Here is an 18,896-nt window from a genome sequence, read left to right as displayed (position 1 = left end):
CGCTCAGGCGCCGCTGACCGGCTCGGGCAGGTCGGCGAAGAAGTCGGCGACCACCCGCTCGGCCGCGTGGCCGTCCTGCAGGGCGTTGTAGCGGGCGTTGAAGGCCGCGAGCGGCTCGGCCCACCGATCCGCCAGCGCCTCCAGGTCACGCAGCTCGGCGACGACACCAGCCGTGTCGCGCACCCACGGACCCGGGGCGGTCTCGCCGAAGTCCCAGAGGAAGCCCCGCGTGCGGGAGCCGTAGTCGTCGAGGTCCGGCACCAGGAACACCATCGGTCTGCCGGTCAGGGCGAAGTCGAAGCGCATCGAGGAGTAGTCGAGGACGGCGACGTCGGCGGCGAGGATCAGGTCGTTGACCTCGGGGTAGGACGTCACGTCCAGGACCCGGGCCGCCCAGCGGCCCGTGCTCGCGTGGAACCGGTGCCCCCGCAGCAGCAGCACGTAGTCGTCGCCGAGCTGCGCTGCCGCCTGCTCGACGTCGAGGTGGTGGTCGGCCTCGGCAGCCCGGAAGTTCGTGGCCAGGTCGTCGCGCCACGTCGGGGCGTAGAGGACCGCCCGGCGACCGGGTGCGATCCCGAGCCGGCGACGCACCGCAGCGCGGACCTCCTGCCGCTTCGGCCCGACGAGCACGTCGTCACGCGGGTAGCCGAGCGCCAGGATGCGACCGTCGTAGGCGTACTCGCGGCGGTAGTGCTCGTCCATCTCGACCGAGGGCGTCAGCAGGGCGTTCCAGGTGCGCGAGGTGTGGTCGAGCTGCTGCTCGAGGTGGCTCGGGAGCAGTCCACGCGCGCGCCACAGGCCGAGACCCATGGTCTTCGAGGGGTAGCCGTGGAACGTCTGCAGGATCTGCTGCTCGGGTCGTCGCACGAACCAGCGCTCGAGCTCGATGTTGGTCACGACGTGGCCCGCGCGTGCCAGGACGTCGTACCACTCGCGGCTGCGGAAGAGCACCGGCTGGGCACCCGGTGGAGCCGTCGAGGAGGAGTCGGCGACCAGCCAGCGCACCCGCAGGTCGGGCCGCCGGCGGCGGAGCTCCTGCTGGATCGGCAACGGGTGGTCGTTGGCCCACTGGCCGGTGAACGACTGGAAGTACACCAGCCTGTCGTCGAGCGGCTCGGCGACCTGCAGGTACGCCGCCTGCACGCGACGCTGCGCCCGCGCGCCGATCTCGTCGTCGGCGAGCAGCGCGTCGAGCCGCACCGCCAGCCCGTCGCCGTCCGCACGCTGGAGCCGGACCCGGTGGTCGGCCGTCCGGGCGTCCTCCGGCAGCCGGTCGACCTGGTCGGCGGCGAGCCGGGCGCCCGTGCGCACGCCGTCGCGCTCGACCTCCAGGCGGTAGGTCCCCGAGGGCAGGGGGCGCTCGCCGAGCCCCCAGACGTCGCGGGCGAGCGGCACTGCCCAGGAACCGTGGTGCCGGCGGACCGCGTCGACGCGGACACCGGCTCCCTCGAGGACGACAGCGGAGGCCTCGCCGCGCACGGTGACGTGCACCCCGGTGGACCTGACCTCGACCGCCTCGACGACTGCGTCGTCCGGCTCCTTCCGCGCGCCCACCTGCAGCCGGAGGCCCTGAGCTGCCTGGTCGAGCCGCACGTCGAGTGCGCCGGCCACGACCGAACGCCTGGCCGCGGACCCGCTCCGGTCGAGCTCGCCGACCTCACCGCCGCGCACGAGCCCGGCGGTCGACCAGTCCAGCTCGATCGACCACGCCCCGGCCTCCAGAGCGCCGGTCTCGCAGCTCAGTCGGAGCAGCCCGGCGTCGTGGTCGTGCTCGGTCTCGCCGAACCACTGGCCCGCCGCCGGATCGGTGGCGGCGACCACCTCGAGCGGCACCGTCCTCTCGACGTCACGCAACCGGGCGTGCACCTCCGGCAGCTCGCGCTGCTCGAGGTGCCGGACGCCGGCCAGCACCTCCAGGACGAGCCGGCCGTCCACGACGAGGAGCCGGCGGGCGACCGCCCGGAGGCTCGACTCGCGTGCGGCGACCAGGAGATCGGCACCCTCGACCTCGACGCCCAGCTCGGCGCGGATCTCGCCGTCGACCACGGTCGTCGGGAAGTCGGCGCCGGCGAACCTCCGGGCACTGACCAAGGCGACGAGGTCGTCGCGGCGCCCGTCCGCGGCGAGCCGGGCCATCACCCGGGGGATCACGTCGACGCGGTCGACGCGCTGTCCGGCGGCGGCGTACAGGGCGCGGGCGTGGCCGGACAGCGAGGCCCACTGACCGGCGGAGGACACCTCCGTCACCTCGAGGAACGGCCTCAGCCCCGCCAGGGCACCGGCCGCGCAGTGTGCGCGTGCGTCGTCGAACCCGTCGAGCGCGGCGAGACCGGCTCGGTCACGCGCGATCCGGGCGTCGAGCCCGGGCAGCGGGTCCGGCCGGACGCTGTGCGGCGGCGGTGGAGCATCGCGGTCGTCCCGGTAGGCGCGCCGCTCGGTGAACGCGAAGCCCGCGCGCAGCAGGCCGGCGGCAGTGACCACGCCGTCGGGATCCGCGTCGTCGAGGATCGCGTCGTCCACGTGGGGCAGCACCAGCCGGCCCAGGCGAAGGTCGCTCGCGACCTGCGGCACGCGGGCCAGGTCACCCGGGCCCGCAGGGTCGCCCGCGGCCCCGAGCACGAGCACGGCCGAGGACCGGGCCGCCAGGTCGATGGCCGCGTCGACCGCGCCGGGCAGGTAGGTGTCGCCCGGGGCGGCGAGGACGAGCAGGCGCCCGCGAGCCCGGCGTACGCCGAGCCGGCGGGCCGCTGCCACGGTGCCCGCTTCGAGGATCCGCACCCTCGTGTCGTCACCGGCCGCCTGCTGCGCGGTGCGGCGCGCGTCCGCGTCCAGGCAGACGACGACCACCTCCAGGGCGGGCGTTCGCTGGCTGCGGGCCGACTCCAGGGTGCGTCGCAGCAGGTGTGGAGCGGCGCCGGCTGCGGTCACCACCAGGGTCAGCAGCGGACGCCCGTGACGAAGCCGTCGCGCGGTCCGCGCCAGCCGGCGCCGCAGCCCACCGGGAATGCTCAGATGAGCCCCTTGTCCTTCAGGTAGGCCTTGGCGACGTCGGCAGCCTTCTCCCGGTCGATGTCGACCTTGCCGATCAGGGTGGTCAGGTCCTCGGTCGTGAGCACCGCGGAGAGCTTGTCGAGCGCCTTCTTCGCGTCCGCGTGGTCCTTGAGCCAGTCGCTGTTGACGATCGGCACCAGGTTCTCGGCGTTCTGCAGGTGCTTGTCGTCGTCGAGGATCACCAGACCGAGCTTGTCGAGAGTGGCATCGGTGGTGCCGACCGACCCGATCTGGGTGACGCCCTTCACCAGGTCGTCCTTGGTGGCCTCACTGCCGAACCCGGTGGGCTCGAAGCCCGAGACCTTGATGCCGTAGGTGTCCTCGAGGCCCTTCTGGCAGTCCGTGCGCTGCGGGCAGTCGCTGTTGCCGCCGAGCTTGACCGACAGGCCGGAGGAGCCGAGGTCACTGAGGGTGGTGAGGTGGTTGGTCGCCGCGAAGGCCTTGGTCACCGCGAACGCGTTGGCGTCCTGGGCCTTCGCCGGCTGGAGTGCGGTCACCCCTTCCTTGGCGGCCAGCTTGTTCAGCGCCGTCAGCGTCGCCGCGGCGTCCGGCGACGCGACCTTCGCGGCGGAGTCCCCGTTCTCCTTGCGGTTGAGCGCCTCGGTCATCGAGGACAGGTAGTCGGCGGAGATCGTCACGTCGCCCTTGCTCAGCGGGCCGAGGTAGATGTCTCGCGCACCGAGGTTCTTGACCTGGGTGTCGAACCCGGCGTCGTCGAGCACCGCCTTGTAGAGCTGGGTCATGATGTCGGCCTCGGTGAACTTCTGGCCGACGATCACCACCTTGCCGCCGCCACCGCCGCAGGCGGCGGTGAGCATGAGGGGGGACCGCCACCAGGGCGATCAGGAACCGTCGTGCGAGCGAGTGCTTCATGTCTCCGCCTTCTGTGTCCCGCAGGGTGCGCCTGCGCGTGTCCGGCGGGCTGATCACGTCCCGGAGACTCCGGCTTGCTCGAGCCCGCGGGAAGACTCTAGCGACTACCGGCGGGCAACGGGTCCATCAATTTCTGGACGAGCCCCAGGCTCAGCTCGAGCGCGAGCGCCACGACCGCGACGATCAGCGACCCCGCGACGACCTCCGCGGTCTGGAAGCTCTCGTAGCCGTGCACGATGATCCGGCCCAGCCCCGGGCCGGCGACCAGGGCCGCGATCGTCGCGGTCGCCCACACCTGGACCACCGCGAGCCGGATGCCGGAGATCAGCAGCGGCATCGCGAGCGGCAGCTCCACCTGGCGCAGCACCCGCAGCTCGCTCATCCCCATACCGCGGGCCGCCTCGACGACGTCCGGGTCGACGCCGGTCATGCCGGTGTAGGCGTTGGTCACGATCGGAGGCAGAGCGAACAGCGCGAGCGTGACCAGCGTCGCCAGGCCGGACCGGCCGAAGGGTCCGAGCGCCTCGGTCCCGAACACGCCGAGCGAGAGCAGCGAGAGCAGAGCGACGATCGGGATCGCCCGCCCGATGTTGGACAGGTTCACCGCAAAGGTGCCGCCGTGGCCGCGATGGCCGAGCCACACCGCGAGCGGCAGCCCGAGCACCATCGCCAACAGCGTCGAGACCAGGGTGAGCAGCGCGTGCTGCCCGAGCAGCGTCGGTACGCCGCTCGCACCGTGCCAGTGGTCACCGTCCCGGTACCAGGCGTAGACGTCGTGGATCATCGCCACCTCCTCATCGCGCAACCGCCCTTCGCGTCCAGGGCGTGAAGGCGCGCTGCACCCCGACCAGCAGCAGGTCGAGCGTGACGGCGAGGAGCACGCACAGCACGCTGGTCGCGAGCACCTGCGCCTTGAAGTTCGTGCGAGTGCCGTCGACGAGCAGGTCTCCGAGGCCGCCGTAGTCGAGGATCGCCCCGACGGTGGTCAGCGCCACCGCGGAGACGGTCGCGACCCGCAGGCCGGCCATGATGGCAGGGAGCGCGAGCGGCACCTCGACCCGCCAGAGCATCCGGCGCGCGGCGTAGCCCATGCCGATCGCGGACTCGCGCACCTCGGCCGGCACCGCGCGCAGCCCCTCGAGGATGTTGCGGACCAGGATCGTCAGCGAGTAGAGCCCCAGGCCGATCACGACGGTGGTCACGCCCAGCCCGGTGACCGGCACCAGCAACGAGTAGAGCGCCAGTGACGGGATCGTGTAGATCGCGGTGGTCGTGCCGACGATCACGCCCTCGAGTTTTCGGTAGCGTCGGGCCAGCAGGGCCAGCGGCACGGCGACGGCGAGACCGAGCAGCACCGAGATCACCACGATCTCGACGTGCTGGACGAGCGCGTCAGCCAGGTCACCGGCCCGCGAGGAGTAGTACCGCCCGCAGATCCACTCGTTGCGGGTCAGGCAGTTGTCCGGCGAGGCGGGAGCAACCGATGGCAGCACAAGGGGACGGTAGCGCGTCGGTGCCCGCCGACGACCCGATGATCCGTCTCGAGGGTGTCGGCAAGACCTACGAGGACGGCACCGTCGCCGTGCAGGCGCTCGACCTCGAGGTGCCCCGCCACGCGCTCGTGTGCCTGGTCGGGCCGTCCGGCTGCGGGAAGTCGACCACCCTGAAGATGGTCAACCGGCTGATCGAGCCGACCAGCGGCCGCATCTACCTCGACGGCGCCGACGTGACCGAGGCCGACCCGGTCGAGCTGCGCCGCGGCATCGGCTACGTGATCCAGCAGGTCGGGCTCTTCCCGCACCAGGACATCGCCACCAACGTCGCCACGGTGCCCAGCCTTCTCGGCTGGGACCGGCGCCGGGCGAACACCCGCGCGCTGGAGCTCCTCGACCTGGTCGGCCTGGACCCGGCGGTCTACGCGAAGCGCTACCCCCACCAGCTCTCCGGCGGGCAGCGGCAGCGCGTCGGTGTCGCGCGTGCACTCGCGGCCGACCCGCCGGTGCTCCTGATGGACGAGCCGTTCGGCGCGGTCGACCCGGTCATCCGCGAACGACTGCAGGACGAGTTCCTCCGGCTCCAGCGCGACCTCGGCAAGACCGTCGTGATGGTCACCCACGACATCGACGAGGCGGTCAAGATGGGCGACCGCGTCGCGATCCTCGCGGTCGGCGGACGCCTCGCCCAGTACGACGTACCGGCGGCGATCCTGGGCGCGCCCGCCGACGACTTCGTCGAGGAGTTCGTCGGGCAGCGCCGCGGCATGCGCCGGCTCGCCGTCACCCGCATCGACCCTGCGCACCTCGAGCCGATGGACGGCGTCGCGGCCTCTCAGCTGGCAGGCACCATCGACGTCGGGGCGACGCTCGAGGACGCGATGGCGCTGCTGCTGCGCGAGGACAAGTCACTGGTCGGCGTGACCCAGGGCGCGCGCTTCCTCGGCGTGCTCACCGCGAACGGCATCCACGAGATGCTGCGGGCCGACGTCCGCGCGCGCAACGGTGCCGCTACGCGCCCTTGACCGCCCGCTTGATCTCGTCCTGCTCGGCCTGGATCTCGGCAGCCTTCGCCTCCCAGGTGACCAGCTCGTCGACCGATCCCCGGGCCGACTGCGTGCCGAATTCTGGGCCACCCTCGGCCTCCCACAGCGCGAGCGCGTCGGCCTCCTCGGCCTCACGCTCCGCGCGCAGCATCTCGATCGACTGCTCGAGCTCACCGACCCGGTCGCGCGCGTCGTCGAGCGACCGCTCGGCCGACTCCGCGCGGACGACGGCGTCGGCGACCTGGCGCTGCGCCAGGACGAGCTCGCCCTGCAGCTCGCGCACGGAGAGGTTCGACTCGGCGAGGCGCTCGGTCATCGCCGTGGTGAACTCGGCGTGCTCGGCGGCGCGCAACGAGAACAGCGACTTGTACGCCGACGCGGCGGCGGCCCTGTCCGCGGCGTTCTCGCGACGGGACTGGAGCACCTCGGTCCACATGATCCGCAGGGAGGCCCAGCCGAGCGAGAGAGCCAGCACCGAGCTGGCGCTGAGGAGCACCGGGGACTGCGTGGGCAGCGCGAGGAGCACGCCGACCGTCGCCACCGACAGCAGCACCAGGGCGACCGTGAGCCGGACGCTGCGCTGCCGACGACGGGCGGGGGTGCGTGAGGCTGCCATGGGCGCAAGCGTAGACGAGCGAGGCCCCGGGGGCGTGCAAGCGAGCGCCGCTCAGCGTGTGCGATGGCAAGGCGGAGGAGGGAGGCGGCCCGGGGTTGGCCGCCGACCGACGACAACGCAGCCAGCGTGCGCGATGAGCGACGCGTAGCGTGCGCCCACGGGGCCTCGGTCGTCTGTAGCTAGAGATCCTCCGGAGGGACGCGACACGCGTGCTCCAGGAGCAGCCCGCAGGCGAGCGCCGCTGCGGCACCGACGGCAGCCAGGAAGGCGCGCGCGATCGTGCCGCTGGTGTGCTCGCCGTCGACCCCGAAGTTCGAGATGGCGACGCCCAGGTAGGCGCCGAGGCCGAAGGCACCCAGCCGGGCGATCGCCTTGCCCAGGACGAGGCGGGCGACGCCCTGCTGGGCCGACAGGCGCCGGTGCTCGCGGTGGACGGTCCGCCAGGTCAGGTACGCGACGCCGCCGACGACCGCGGCGACGAAGAACGCGGTGCCGACGGAGAGCCAGGAGACGCCGGGAGCCGCGGCGTCGCGCCGGATCGCCTGCCCGCGCAGCGACCAGCCCACGACCAGCCCGACGATCCAGACCACCACCAGCGGACCCGGCCCGGTCGGCCGGATCCGCCCCTCGGCGGGCGGTGGCGGTGGCGGGTCCTCGACGGGCGGGAGGTTGCGGCTCACGGAAGGGGGATCACTGCACGTCGAGCTCGATGTCGTCGCGACGCCGCACCGAGTCGCGGCCGACCTTCTCGAGCAGCTCCGCAACAGGACCGTGGCCGGGGATCTCGGCGTCGGACTCGAGGTCGTGCCACGGCGCGAGCACGAACGCGCGCTCGGCCGCACGCGGGTGCGGCAGCACCAGGTTGTCCTCGTCGGCCCGGCGGTCGCCGACGACGATCAGGTCCACGTCCAGCGTGCGAGGGGCGTTGCGCTCGCCGCCGCGCTCGCGCCCGTAGGCGGACTCGATGGCCAGCGCACGGTCCAGCAGCGTCGGCGCGGACAGCGTCGTGTCGATGGTGACCACGATGTTGAGGAAGTCCTCGGCGCCCTCCGGTGAGTCGACCGGGTCGGTCTCGTAGACCGGCGAAACCCCGGTCAGCCAGACCTCGGGGGTGTCGCCGAGGGCGTCGACCGCACCCTGCAGGTTGTAGACACGGTCACCGAGGTTGGAGCCGACCGACAGCACGGCCCGCCGGATCGGGTGCATCTCGCCGGTGAGGGTGTCGGTGTCGATCACGTTGGGGTTCGGGGACTCGGTCATGTGCGGCTCCGGTTGATCGTCAGGGCGACGTCGCTGAACGTCGCGGCAATCGGGGCGTGCGGCTTGTGCACGGTCACTTGCACCGTCTCGACCTGGTCGTGCCCGAGACAGACATCGGCGATGCGCTGTGCGAGGGTCTCGATCAGGTCGACCGGGTCCTTCTCGGCGGCGGCCACGACCTCGGCCACCAGCGCTCCGTAGTCGACGGTCCTGGAGAGGGCATCCTCGGACGCGGCAGGCGCGGTGTCGAGGGCGAGCTCCAGGTCGATCACGAAGGTCTGGCCGTCGCGACGCTCGAAGTCGAACACACCGTGGTGTGCATGGATCTCGATGCCCCGCACCGCCAGCTGGTCACTCATCCTCGCCGACCTTACCCGCGCCCCCGGAGCCGCCAAACCGCTGTCCGCCCTGCCAGCGGGCGACCACCTTGAGGGCGTCGACGCTCGCGCGCGCCTCGTGCACGCGCACGGCCCAGACCCCAAGGAGGCCGGCCAGGGTGGTCAGCGCCACGTTGGCGTCCTCGCGGTCCAGCACCGGCCGGGGGTGCCCGGACTCGTCGGCCAGCAGTGCTCCGAGGAAGGACTTGCGGCTCGACCCGAGCAGCACCGGCAGGCCCAGGGCGTCGAGGTCCGGCAGGTGGCGCAGCAGCTCCCAGTTGTGCTCCGCGGTCTTGGCGAAGCCCAGGCCGGGGTCGACCGCCATCCGGTCAGGTGACACACCCGCGGCGACGGCGTCGTCGACCCGGCGCTTCAGCTCGTCGCAGACCTCCAGCACCACGTCGGCGTACGACGCCCGCTGCTGCATCGAGTCGGCGTGGCCGCGCCAGTGCATCGCGACGTACGCCGCGTCGCGCTCGGCCACGACGCGCAGGATCGCCGGGTCGGCGAGACCTCCGGACACGTCGTTGACCACGGTGGCGCCGGCGTCGAGCGCGGCTTCGGCGACCTCGGCACGCATCGTGTCCACCGACACCAGCGCGCCGTGCTCCGCAAGCGCCGTGATCACCGGGATCACCCGGGCCAGCTCCTCGGTCACCAGTGGCCGGGTCGCGCCCGGACGGGTCGACTCGCCGCCGATGTCGACCAGGTCGGCGCCCTCGGCGAGCATTGCAAGCCCGTGGGCCACCGCATCGTCGGAGCCCTCGAACCGGCCGCCGTCGGAGAAGGAGTCCGGGGTCACGTTGACCACGCCCATCACCAGCGGCCGCGTGAGCACCGGGAGGCCCCGGACGTGCCTCTCGCGCAGGCGGCCGGGCCGGTCGCTCATCGTCGCCTACCGGGCAGCGTTGATCAGGGCCATCGCCTCGGCACGGGTCGCCGCGTTGTGCATCTGCCCGCGGACGGCCGAGGTGATCGTGCGGGCCCCCGCCTTGCGCACCCCGCGCATGGTCATGCACAGGTGCTCGGCCTCGATCACCACGATGACCCCACGGGCCTCGAGGAGCTCCATCAGCGAGTCGGCGACCTGGGTGGTCAGCCGCTCCTGCACCTGCGGCCGCTTGGCGTAGACGTCGACCAGTCGGGCCAGCTTCGACAGGCCGGTGATCTTGCCCGACTCGGCCGGGATGTAGCCCACGTGGGCGACCCCGGTGAACGGCACCAGGTGGTGCTCGCACATCGACCACAGCTCGATGTCGCGCACCAGGACCATCTCGTCGTGGCCGATGTCGAAGGTCGTGGTCAGCACGTCCTCCGCCTGCATCCGGAGACCGGCAGTGAGCTCGGCGTACGCACGGGCGACGCGTGCCGGGGTCTCGTGCAGGCCCTCGCGGGTGGGGTCCTCGCCGATCGCGATCAGCAGCTCGCGCACGGCCGCCTCGGCGCGTGCGTGGTCGAACTCCCCGGCCGGGCGCGAGCCCTCGTCGGAGATGCGGTTGATGCTCACGTGGAGGTCCCGGGCGGCAACGGCGGCGTCGGCGCGTTGCCCGGGTGGGGGGTCTCGCCGAACGAGTCGCCCTCGTCGCTCGGGGGCGTGAGGATCACGCCGCCCTCCTCGGCCGGCTCGTGGCTGCTGCCGTTGGAGGCAGACTTCGGCATCCGCACCGGCGGGATCGCCGACGGCGTCCGGTCCGGGGAACCGGTCCACGCAGGACGCACCGGCCGACGGCGGAGCGGCTCGAAGACCTTCGCGACCTCTGCCTTGTCGAGCGTCTCGCGCTCCATCAGGGCGAGCACGAGGGCGTCGAGGACGTCGCGGTTCTCCTCCAGGATGTCGAAGGCCTCCTGGTGGGCGGTGGCGAGCAGCTTCTTGGTCTCCTCGTCGACGACCGCGGCGACGTCCTCGGAGTAGTCACGGCTGTGGCCGAGGTCGCGGCCGAGGAACGGCTCGTGGTTGCTCTCGCCGAGCTTGATCGCGCCGAGCCGCTCGGTCATCCCGAACTGCGTGACCATGGCCCGGGCCAGCTTGGTCGCCTTGTCGATGTCGTCTCCGGCGCCGGTGGTGGGGTCGTGGAAGACCATCTCCTCCGCGGCGCGACCGCCCATCATGTAGGCCATCTTGTCGAGCATCTCGGAGCGGGTCTGGGAGTACTTGTCCTCGTCGGGCAGCACCATCGTGTAGCCCAGGGCACGCCCGCGGGGCAGGATCGTCACCTTGTGCACGGGGTCGGTCCCGGGGAGGGCCGCGGCGACGAGGGCGTGGCCGCCCTCGTGGTACGCCGTGATCAGCTTCTCCTTCTCGCTCATCAGGCGGGTGCGCTTCTGCGGGCCGGCGATCACGCGGTCGATGGCCTCGTCGAGGGCGGCGTTGTCGATGAGCTTGGCGTTCTGCCGCGCAGTGAGGAGCGCCGCCTCGTTGAGCACGTTGGCCAGGTCGGCACCGGTGAAGCCCGGCGTACGCCGCGCCACCGAGAGCAGGTCGACGTCCGGGGCCATCGGCTTGCCACGCGCGTGCACGCCGAGGATCTGCTCGCGGCCCTTGAGGTCCGGCGCGTCCACGCTGATCTGCCGGTCGAAGCGGCCGGGACGCAGCAGGGCGGGGTCGAGGATGTCGGGGCGGTTGGTCGCGGCGATCAGGATCACGCCGCCACGCACGTCGAAGCCGTCCATCTCGACGAGCAGCTGGTTGAGGGTCTGCTCGCGCTCGTCGTGGCCGCCGCCCATGCCGGCGCCGCGGTGTCGGCCGACGGCGTCGATCTCGTCGATGAAGACGATCGCCGGGGCGTTCTCCTTGGCCTGCTCGAACAGGTCGCGGACGCGGGAGGCTCCGACGCCGACGAACATCTCGACGAAGTCGGAGCCGGAGATCGAGTAGAACGGCACGCCCGCCTCGCCGGCCACCGCGCGGGCGAGCAGGGTCTTGCCGGTGCCGGGCTGGCCGTAGAGCAGCACGCCCTTGGGGATCTTGGCGCCGACCGCCTGGAACTTGGCGGGCTCCTGGAGGAACTCCTTGATCTCACCGAGCTCCTCGATGGCCTCCTCGCAGCCGGCGACGTCGGCGAAGGTGGTCTTGGGCATGTCCTTGCTGATCAGCTTCGCCTTGGACTTGGCGAACTGCATGACCCGGCCGCCCCCGCCCTGCACCTGGTTCATCAGGAACAGGAAGATCACCACGATGATGATGAACGGCAGGATCGTCGCCGCGAGCGAGCCGAGCAGGCTCGGCTGGGGAACCTTGACGTTGACGTCGGCGATCTTCTTGGCCTCGAACTGCTTCTGGGCCTGCTCCATGAGCGCGATCTGCTGGCCGTCGACCCAGTGGCTGAGCACCTTCTTGCCGTTGTCGAGCTCGGCACGGACCTCCTGGTCACCACCGTCGACGAAGGTGATCTTCTTGACCTCACCCGAGTTCACGTAGGTGACCATCTTCGAGGTCTCGATCTCGGTGTAGCCGCCGTTCGGCACGAGGTACTGCAGGGCGATGATCACGCCCAGGCCGGCGAGGCCGATCCACAACCATGGACCGCGCAAGATTCTCTTCATGTCCATCAGCGGGGCTCAGGGGCCCCGTCCTCCTGCCAGGCGACGCTGTGCTGTCTCGAAAAAGCGGGTGTCTTCACGTTGACCGTACCGGTCGGATGGGCGGGCCACCCGAGGTACGTCATCGATCCATTCTGCCCGTCGAACGAACGGCGAGCGCCCCGGGTGCCCTGTTCGCTCTGGGCCGAATCGCGAGGGTCGTCCCGATCAAGGGCCCGGTCAGGAGTACACGTGCGGCGCGAGGGTGCCGATGTCGCGCAGGTTGCGGTAGCGCTCCTGGTAGTCCAGGCCGTAGCCGACGACGAATTCGTTCGGGATGTCCCAGCCGACGTACCGCACCTCCACGGGCATCTGGAGGGCGTCCGGCTTGCGCAGGAGGGTGCAGATCTCCACCGAGGCAGGCTGGCGCGAGGAGAGGTTCGAGGTGAGCCAGGACAGGGTCAGCCCCGTGTCGATGATCTCGTCGACGATCACCACGTGGCGCCCGAGGATGTCGGTGTCGAGGTCCTTGAGGATCCGCACGACGCCGGAGGACTTCGTCCCGGAGCCGTACGACGACACGGCCATCCAGTCCATCTCGACGTGCCGGTGGAACGCCCGGGCCAGGTCGGCCATCACCATCACGGCGCCTCGCAGGATGCCGACCATCAGGACGTCCTTGCCCTCGTAGTCGGCCTCGATCTGCTTGGCCAGCTCGCCGAGCTTGCCGTGGATCTGCTCCTCGGTGAAGAGGATGTTGACGAGGTCCGACTCGACGTCGCGGGCGTCCATGGCCACAGCCTCCCACAGGGATTAACCCGGGCCGCGGCCGCGTTCACCTCCCATGCGTCTGTCAGTGCTCGACCTCGTCCCGGTGCGCTCCGACCAGACGACCGGCGACGCCCTCGCCGCCACTCGCCGGCTGGCCCAGGTGGCAGACCAGGCGGGGTTCCACCGCTACTGGCTCGCCGAGCACCACAACATGCCGGCGGTCGCGGCGACCAACCCGCCGCTCCTGATCGCGCTGGTCGCCGCCGCCACCGAGCGCATCCGGGTCGGCTCGGGCGGGGTGATGCTGCCGAACCACGCGCCGCTGGTCGTCGCGGAGCAGTTCGCGCTGCTGGAGGCGGCGTACCCCGGGGCGGATCGACCTGGGCATAGGGCGCGCACCCGGCTCAGACCCGGTGACGTCGTACGCGCTCCGGCACGGTGCGGGCGGCGTCGACGACGAGGCGGTCACCCGCTTCCCGGAGTACGTCGACAACGTGATCTCGATGATGAGCCCCGGCGGCGTCGGTCTGCAGATCGGCGGGCGGATGCATCCCCTCAACGCCACTCCGGCCGCGGTCGGCCGGCCGCCGGTGTGGCTGCTCGGCTCGTCGGACTACTCCGCCGAGCTGGCCGCCGCGCGCGGTCTCCCCTACGTCTTCGCGCACCACTTCTCCGGCAACGGCACCGCCGAGGCGCTGGCTCTGTACCGTTCGGGCTTCCAGCCGTCACCCGAGCTGGACGCGCCGCGGACCTTCCTCACCGTGAACGTCGTGGTCGCGCCGTCGGAGGAGGAGGCCGAGCGGCTCGCGCTGCCGCAGCTGCAGGCGATGGTGGCCCTCCGCACGGGCGGTCCGCTGCGCCCGCAGCGACTCGTCGAGGAGGCGGAGGCCGATCCCGTGCCGGACGCGCACCTGCCGCTGGTGCTGGCGATGCGCAGCCGCTGGGTGATCGGCACGCCGGCCTCTGCCGCGGACCGGCTGCGCGCGCTCGCCGAGGAGTTCGACGTCGACGAGGTGATGGTGCACCCGGTGGCCGGTGCCTTCGACGGCACGACGACGGACGCCTCACCGGCCCGCGAGGCGACCCTGGAGCTGCTGGCGAAAGAGCTGCTCGGCAGCTGACTCCTCTCCGGCCCCCGGTCTGGGCCGGTCCGCACAGGCCGACCGCGAACTGGCTACCGTCGGCGCGTGGTCTCCCCCGATCCTGCTGCGACGATCCGCACCCCGGACCAGCGGCTCCGTGTCTTCGTGAGCTCGACGCTCAAGGAGCTGGCGCCCGAGCGCAAGATCGTCCGGCAGGCGGTCGAACGACTGGCTGCCACGCCGGTCATGTTCGAGCTCGGCGCGCGCCCACATCCGCCCCGCGAGCTCTACCGCGCATACCTCGAGCAGAGCGACATCTTCGTGGGGCTGTACTGGGACAGGTACGGCTGGGTCGCACCCGGGGAGGTGGTCTCGGGGCTGGAGGACGAGTACAACCTCGCCCCGGCAGGGATGCCTCGCCTCATCTACATCAAGGACTCGGCCGGCAAGCGGGAGGCGCGGCTCGAGGAGCTCCTCGAGCGGTTCGGCACCGACGACCTGGCCTCCTACAAGTCCTTCGCCGATCCAGGTGATCTGGGTGAGCTGCTGGTCGCCGACCTCGCGGTGCTGCTGGCCGAGCGGTTCGACCAGAGCCGCACACCGGCAGCGCCGGCCCCTGAGCAGCCGGCACCTCCCGAGCCGACCAGCGGCAACGGCACGCTCCCCGTGCCCCTCACCCATCTCGTCGGCCGGGAGCCGGACCTGGAGGCGCTCACGTCGATGATGACGGCGGACGAGACCCGGCTGGTGACCCTGACGGGGCCCGGTGGCGTGGGGAAGACCCGCCTGGCCATCGAAGTGGCCCGACGGGTCGAGCACGAGTTCCCCGACGGAGTGACCTACGTGCCGCTCGCACCGGCGCAGAGCGCGGCGGGGGCCGCGAGCGCGATCGCCCAGGGACTGGGAGCTCTCGACACCGGCGACCTGCCGCTCGAGCAGAAGCTGACGACAGCCGTCGGCGACCGCCGTGGGCTCCTCGTTCTCGACAACTTCGAGCAGGTCGTCGACGCTGCGCCTCTCGTGGCGGCGATGCTCCGGTCGGCTCCGGGGCTGCGCGTCCTCGTGACGAGCCGCGTGCTGCTGCGGATCACCGGCGAGCACAGCTACCCGGTGGCTCCGCTGGAGACCTCCTTCCCCGGTGGACAGGGGCCCGGCGCGGCGCTGTCCCCTGCGGCGGAGCTGTTCGTGCAGCAGGCTCGCTCCGTGAAGCCCGACTTCGAGCTGACGCCCGAGAACGCCGACGTCGTCGAGCAGATCGCCGCAACCCTCGAGGGCCTGCCCCTGGCCATCGAGCTGGCGGCCGCGAGGATCCGCATCCTGCCGCCCGCATCGCTCCTCGAGCGGCTCGATCGTCAGCTCTCCGTCCTCGTCGGCGGAAGTCGCGACGCCCCTGTCCGGCACCAGACCGTGAGGAGCGCGATCGAGTGGAGCACCGATCTCCTCGACGAGGAGGAGCGGGACCTCCTCTGGCAGCTCGGCGTGTTCTCCGGACCGTCCTCGCTGGATGCCATCGAGGCCGTCAGCGCCGCGTCGCGAGGCGGCACCGACACCCTGAGCCTGATCGGCGGACTCGTCGACGCCAGTCTCGTCAGGCAGCGCGAACGCCATGACCGTCCGTACTTCACGCTGCTCGCGACGGTCCGCGAGTACGCCCTCGAACAGCTCGACGCGCGCGGACTCCTCGCCGAGGTCCGAAGCCGCCACGCCCACTACTACGCCGACTGGGGCGCCCGGTCCCGCGTGCACCTGCTCGGACCGCGGCAGCGTGCCGAGCTCGCGGCGCTGACCGACGAGCGCGACAACCTGCGCGGAGCGGCACAGCACATGGTCGACTCGCACGACTGGGAGACCCTGGCCGAGCTGTCGTTCTCGCTCTATCCCTACTGGTGGCTCGTCGGCCTGCTCGGCGAGGTGCGCGGCCGCCTCGACGCGCTCCTGCGATCCGGCGAACCGGCCTCGGAGCGTGCAACGGCGATCGCCCTCTGGCTCACTTCGCTGGTGTCCTTCTTCCAGGGCAGCGACCACACGCTGACGGAATCACTGACGCGGAGCGCCGACCTCTTCGCGGCGGCCGGCGACCCCGTCGGTCAGGGCAGCGCCCTGACGTCCCTGGGCCTTGCGTACGCGACAGCTGACCCTCCGGACCTGGCGGGGGCCAAGGAGTGCCTGCAGGAGGGGACCCGGCTCCTGAGGGACGCGGGCGACACCTGGTCGGAGACCGTCGCCCTCATCCCGCTGGGCAGGCTGCACCTCCTCGAGGGCGACACGCCCGGCGCGATCGAGCAGTTCAGCCGTGCGCTGCAGCTGGCCGAGGACGACGAGAACGACTTCGGGATCACTCTCGCCCTCAACAGCCTCGGCTGGATGAGGCTCTTCACCGGCCAGCTCGCCGAAGCGGCGGCCCTGATGGAGCGCTGCCTGGACCTGGCGATCGGGCTCTCCTCCGAGCACGGCATCGTCTACCAGCTCGAGTCGTTCCTCGGGGTCGCGGGAGTGCTCGGCGACGTCGAGCGAGCGGGTCTCCTCGGTGGCGCCTCCATCGCGCTGCGCGAACGGCTCGGACTCCTCAACCCCTCCGACGCCGTCCTCCACCTCGGCATCGTCGAGCGGATCCGGACGGGTCCGGACGCAGAGCTCTACGAGCGGTCCGTCCAGGAGGGACACCGGATGTCCGTCGACGAAGCCATCGCGTTGGCGCGCAGGGTGGCGGCGTCCGCCACAGCGGTCGACCCGACCTGGGAGGACGTCCGCCGACAGGGCTCAGTCGACCGCAGTCCTCCTGAACCGGAGTAAGTCGCCCTCCGCGTACGCCGTGACATGACCCGGCAGCTGGATCTCCTTGCCCGTCGAGCCGAGCACCCCCACCACCGCCCTCACGTGGGCATGGGTGAGCTCCGAGGGGATCGCGCCCGCCTCGATCGCGGCAGCCCGCACGACGCGGGACCTGACCGCCTCACCGGCGTCGTCGATCGCGAGCATGTCGACGCCGTCCTCGACGCGAGCCTGGCGATGGGCATCGAGCGCGAAGGACTCGATGAACTCCATGTCGGCGCGCAGCTGGTCGGCGGTCCGCGCGAGCGCCTGTGCGACACCGGGGCCGAGCTCCCGCTCCAGCGCCGGCATCACCGTGTGCCGTACCCGTGACCGCGTGAACCGGGGGTCGGCGTTCTGCGGGTCGTCCCACCAGGTGATCCCGTCGGCCCGGCAGGCCTCCTCGCTCTGGGCGCGAGTGAGGTCGAGCAGCGGCCGGGCGAACCCGACCGTCCCGCCCGGGTCCCTGAAGGAGCGCCGCATCCCCTGCAGGGAGCGCCCACCAGAACCGCGGGTGAGCCCGAGCAGCACGGACTCGGCCTGGTCGTCGAGCGTGTGGCCGAGCAGCACCAGCGAGGCGCCGAAGTGCTCGGCGAGCCGGCTCAGGGCGGCGTACCTGGCCTCTCGTGCGCCCGCCTCGACGCCGGCGGGCCCCGGATCCACCGTGACCCGGATCGAGGCGGTCTCGTCGACGCCCAGAGCAGCCATCTGCTCGACCACGCGTGCGGTGTGCTCCGCGGAGCCGTCCTGGAGGCCGTGGTCCACGGTCACGCCGATGATGTGTCGCGCTTCCTTGTGCCCCTCGAAGATGCACGCCGCGAGGAGAGCGAGTGAGTCGGCGCCACCGGAGCAGGCCACCAGGTGTCGATCACCCCGGCCGGCGCTGAAGAACGGGCGCACCGCCAGCCGCACCGCCGACCGGGCGGGATCAAGGGCCATCAGCCGTGGACGCGCCTGACCCAGGCGGACGGGTCGTGGATCTCGTCCTTGCTGGGCAGGTTGGCGGCCTCGGCGAACACGGCGTTGAAGCCGTCCATGCCGACGGCGTCGACGGTACGGCGTACGAAGACCGCGCCGTCGCGGTACTGCGCCATCTTCTGGTCCAGGCCGAGCAGCCGTCGCAGCAGCCTGTCGAGCGTGCCGACGCCCTTGCGGCGCTTGGTGAACTTGGCGCGGATCTCGGCCACCGTCGGGATCACCTCGGGTCCGACGCCGTCCATCACCACGTCGGCGTGGCCCTCGAGCAGGCTCATCACGCCGGTGATCTTGTCGATCACGACCTTCTGCTCCGGTGAGGACACCAGGTCGATCAGGCTGCCGTCCGTCTTGCCGGAGACCAGCTCGCCGACACGTGAGAGCCCCTCGGTCAGGAGCCGTCCCGGATCGGTCTCGAGCGACCCGACGATCTCGCCCATCAGCGACTGGAGGTGCTCGCGCATCCAGGGCACCGCGGTGAACTGGACCCGGTGGGTCTCCTCGTGCAGGCAGACCCAGAGCCGGAAGTCGTGCTCGTCCACGTCCAGCTCGCGCTCGGCGTTGACGATGTTGGGGGCGACCAGCAGCAGCCGACCCGCCTCGCCGGCCGCCTCGTGGAACGGGTCGAACTGGCCGAGCACCTTGTTGCCGAGGAAGCCCAGCATCACCCCGAGCTCGGCGCCGGTGATCCGCGAGCCGACCGCCTCGGTCATCGGCGAGGGCGAGCCCTTCTTCTCCTGCAGCTTGGCCACGATCGGGGCGATCACGGTCGCGAAGCCGTCGGCGTTCGCCCGGATCCAGCCGGGCCGGTCGACCACGAGCACGGGAGCGCTGTGCGCCTCGGCGACCAGGCCCGTGAAGTCGCGCACCAGCGGCGTGGACTTCTCCGCGCCCGCGCGCAGCTCCTCGACCACGCTGGTCGCCTCGCCACGCGAGACGACCGGACCGTCGCCGGCGAGACGGGAACCCACGCGGACGGCGAGGTCCCAGTCGATCATCGAGGAGCGCGAGCGGTCGTCCAT

Annotated in this window: 17 protein-coding genes and 1 pseudogene; 4 read left to right on the top strand and 14 right to left on the bottom strand. The window is 71.7% G+C overall.

Going from position 1 to position 18,896, the window contains the following annotated elements:
* Positions 1 to 3 precede the first annotated feature (3 nt).
* The 4 genes from ACVW00_RS00900 to ACVW00_RS00885 form a co-directional block, all read right to left on the bottom strand.
* Positions 4 to 2,928 (bottom strand): CDP-glycerol glycerophosphotransferase family protein, encoded by a 2,925-nt coding sequence (locus ACVW00_RS00900; RefSeq protein ID WP_457109020.1) that lies wholly within the window; start codon positions 2,926 to 2,928, stop codon positions 4 to 6.
* 80 nt (positions 2,929 to 3,008) lie between these two features.
* Positions 3,009 to 3,869, bottom strand: coding sequence for an ABC transporter substrate-binding protein (locus ACVW00_RS00895; protein ID WP_457109019.1), 861 nt, complete (start codon positions 3,867 to 3,869; stop codon positions 3,009 to 3,011).
* 152 nt (positions 3,870 to 4,021) lie between these two features.
* The gene (locus ACVW00_RS00890; RefSeq protein ID WP_457109018.1) at positions 4,022 to 4,708 is read right to left on the bottom strand and encodes an ABC transporter permease; all 687 of its coding nucleotides are present in this window, start codon (positions 4,706 to 4,708) and stop codon (positions 4,022 to 4,024) included.
* 10 nt (positions 4,709 to 4,718) lie between these two features.
* Positions 4,719 to 5,417 (bottom strand): ABC transporter permease, encoded by a 699-nt coding sequence (locus tag ACVW00_RS00885; RefSeq protein WP_457109017.1) that lies wholly within the window; start codon positions 5,415 to 5,417, stop codon positions 4,719 to 4,721.
* Between ACVW00_RS00885 and ACVW00_RS00880 the strand changes: the two genes are divergently transcribed.
* On the top strand, positions 5,408 to 6,442 hold the full coding sequence (locus ACVW00_RS00880; RefSeq protein WP_457109016.1) for an ABC transporter ATP-binding protein: 1,035 nt from the start codon (positions 5,408 to 5,410) through the stop codon (positions 6,440 to 6,442). The genes ACVW00_RS00885 and ACVW00_RS00880 overlap by 10 nt on opposite strands.
* On the opposite strand, the gene ACVW00_RS00875 is transcribed toward ACVW00_RS00880, so the two are convergent.
* From ACVW00_RS00875 to hpt, 8 genes are all read right to left on the bottom strand, one after another.
* The gene (locus ACVW00_RS00875) at positions 6,429 to 7,079 is read right to left on the bottom strand and encodes a hypothetical protein (RefSeq protein WP_457109015.1); all 651 of its coding nucleotides are present in this window, start codon (positions 7,077 to 7,079) and stop codon (positions 6,429 to 6,431) included. The genes ACVW00_RS00880 and ACVW00_RS00875 overlap by 14 nt on opposite strands.
* A gap of 179 nt (positions 7,080 to 7,258) precedes the next feature.
* Positions 7,259 to 7,759 carry a DUF3180 family protein gene (locus ACVW00_RS00870; RefSeq protein WP_457109014.1) on the bottom strand — a complete coding sequence of 167 codons (501 nt, stop codon included), beginning with the start codon at positions 7,757 to 7,759 and terminating at the stop codon, positions 7,259 to 7,261.
* Positions 7,760 to 7,769: 10 nt separating this feature from the next.
* Positions 7,770 to 8,339, bottom strand: a complete 570-nt coding sequence (gene folK / locus ACVW00_RS00865; RefSeq protein ID WP_457109013.1) for a 2-amino-4-hydroxy-6-hydroxymethyldihydropteridine diphosphokinase — start codon at positions 8,337 to 8,339, stop codon at positions 7,770 to 7,772.
* Entirely contained in the window at positions 8,336 to 8,698 is a 363-nt protein-coding gene (gene folB, locus ACVW00_RS00860; protein ID WP_457109012.1) for a dihydroneopterin aldolase, read from the bottom strand. The genes folK and folB overlap by 4 nt, the downstream gene beginning before the upstream one ends.
* On the bottom strand, positions 8,691 to 9,605 hold the full coding sequence (gene folP / locus ACVW00_RS00855; RefSeq protein ID WP_457109011.1) for a dihydropteroate synthase: 915 nt from the start codon (positions 9,603 to 9,605) through the stop codon (positions 8,691 to 8,693). The genes folB and folP overlap by 8 nt, the downstream gene beginning before the upstream one ends.
* Before the next feature lie 6 nt (positions 9,606 to 9,611).
* Positions 9,612 to 10,217, bottom strand: a complete 606-nt coding sequence (folE, locus tag ACVW00_RS00850) for a GTP cyclohydrolase I FolE (RefSeq protein WP_457113061.1) — start codon at positions 10,215 to 10,217, stop codon at positions 9,612 to 9,614.
* 2 nt (positions 10,218 to 10,219) lie between these two features.
* Positions 10,220 to 12,268 (bottom strand): ATP-dependent zinc metalloprotease FtsH, encoded by a 2,049-nt coding sequence (gene ftsH, locus ACVW00_RS00845; RefSeq protein WP_457113060.1) that lies wholly within the window; start codon positions 12,266 to 12,268, stop codon positions 10,220 to 10,222.
* A gap of 207 nt (positions 12,269 to 12,475) precedes the next feature.
* Entirely contained in the window at positions 12,476 to 13,027 is a 552-nt protein-coding gene (gene hpt, locus ACVW00_RS00840; RefSeq protein ID WP_457109010.1) for a hypoxanthine phosphoribosyltransferase, read from the bottom strand.
* A gap of 52 nt (positions 13,028 to 13,079) precedes the next feature.
* Between hpt and ACVW00_RS00835 the strand changes: the two are divergent.
* The 3 genes and pseudogenes from ACVW00_RS00835 to ACVW00_RS00825 form a co-directional block, all read left to right on the top strand.
* Positions 13,080 to 13,316 (top strand): annotated as a pseudogene (locus tag ACVW00_RS00835) (LLM class flavin-dependent oxidoreductase); the annotation flags it as partial.
* 103 nt (positions 13,317 to 13,419) lie between these two features.
* Positions 13,420 to 14,127 carry an LLM class flavin-dependent oxidoreductase gene (locus ACVW00_RS00830; RefSeq protein WP_457109009.1) on the top strand — a complete coding sequence of 236 codons (708 nt, stop codon included), beginning with the start codon at positions 13,420 to 13,422 and terminating at the stop codon, positions 14,125 to 14,127.
* A gap of 66 nt (positions 14,128 to 14,193) precedes the next feature.
* Positions 14,194 to 16,881, top strand: coding sequence for an ATP-binding protein (locus ACVW00_RS00825; RefSeq protein WP_457109008.1), 2,688 nt, complete (start codon positions 14,194 to 14,196; stop codon positions 16,879 to 16,881).
* On the opposite strand, the gene tilS is transcribed toward ACVW00_RS00825, so the two are convergent.
* Positions 16,849 to 17,838 carry a tRNA lysidine(34) synthetase TilS gene (gene tilS, locus ACVW00_RS00820; RefSeq protein ID WP_457109007.1) on the bottom strand — a complete coding sequence of 330 codons (990 nt, stop codon included), beginning with the start codon at positions 17,836 to 17,838 and terminating at the stop codon, positions 16,849 to 16,851. The two genes, ACVW00_RS00825 and tilS, sit on opposite strands and share 33 nt — an antisense overlap.
* The gene (locus ACVW00_RS00815) at positions 17,838 to 18,896 is read right to left on the bottom strand and encodes a zinc-dependent metalloprotease (protein WP_457109006.1); all 1,059 of its coding nucleotides are present in this window, start codon (positions 18,894 to 18,896) and stop codon (positions 17,838 to 17,840) included. Before ACVW00_RS00815 ends, tilS begins: the two co-directional genes overlap by 1 nt.

The sequence above is a fragment of the Marmoricola sp. URHA0025 HA25 genome (genome assembly GCF_054059435.1).
This window is presented reverse-complemented; position numbering and strand designations above follow the sequence as displayed.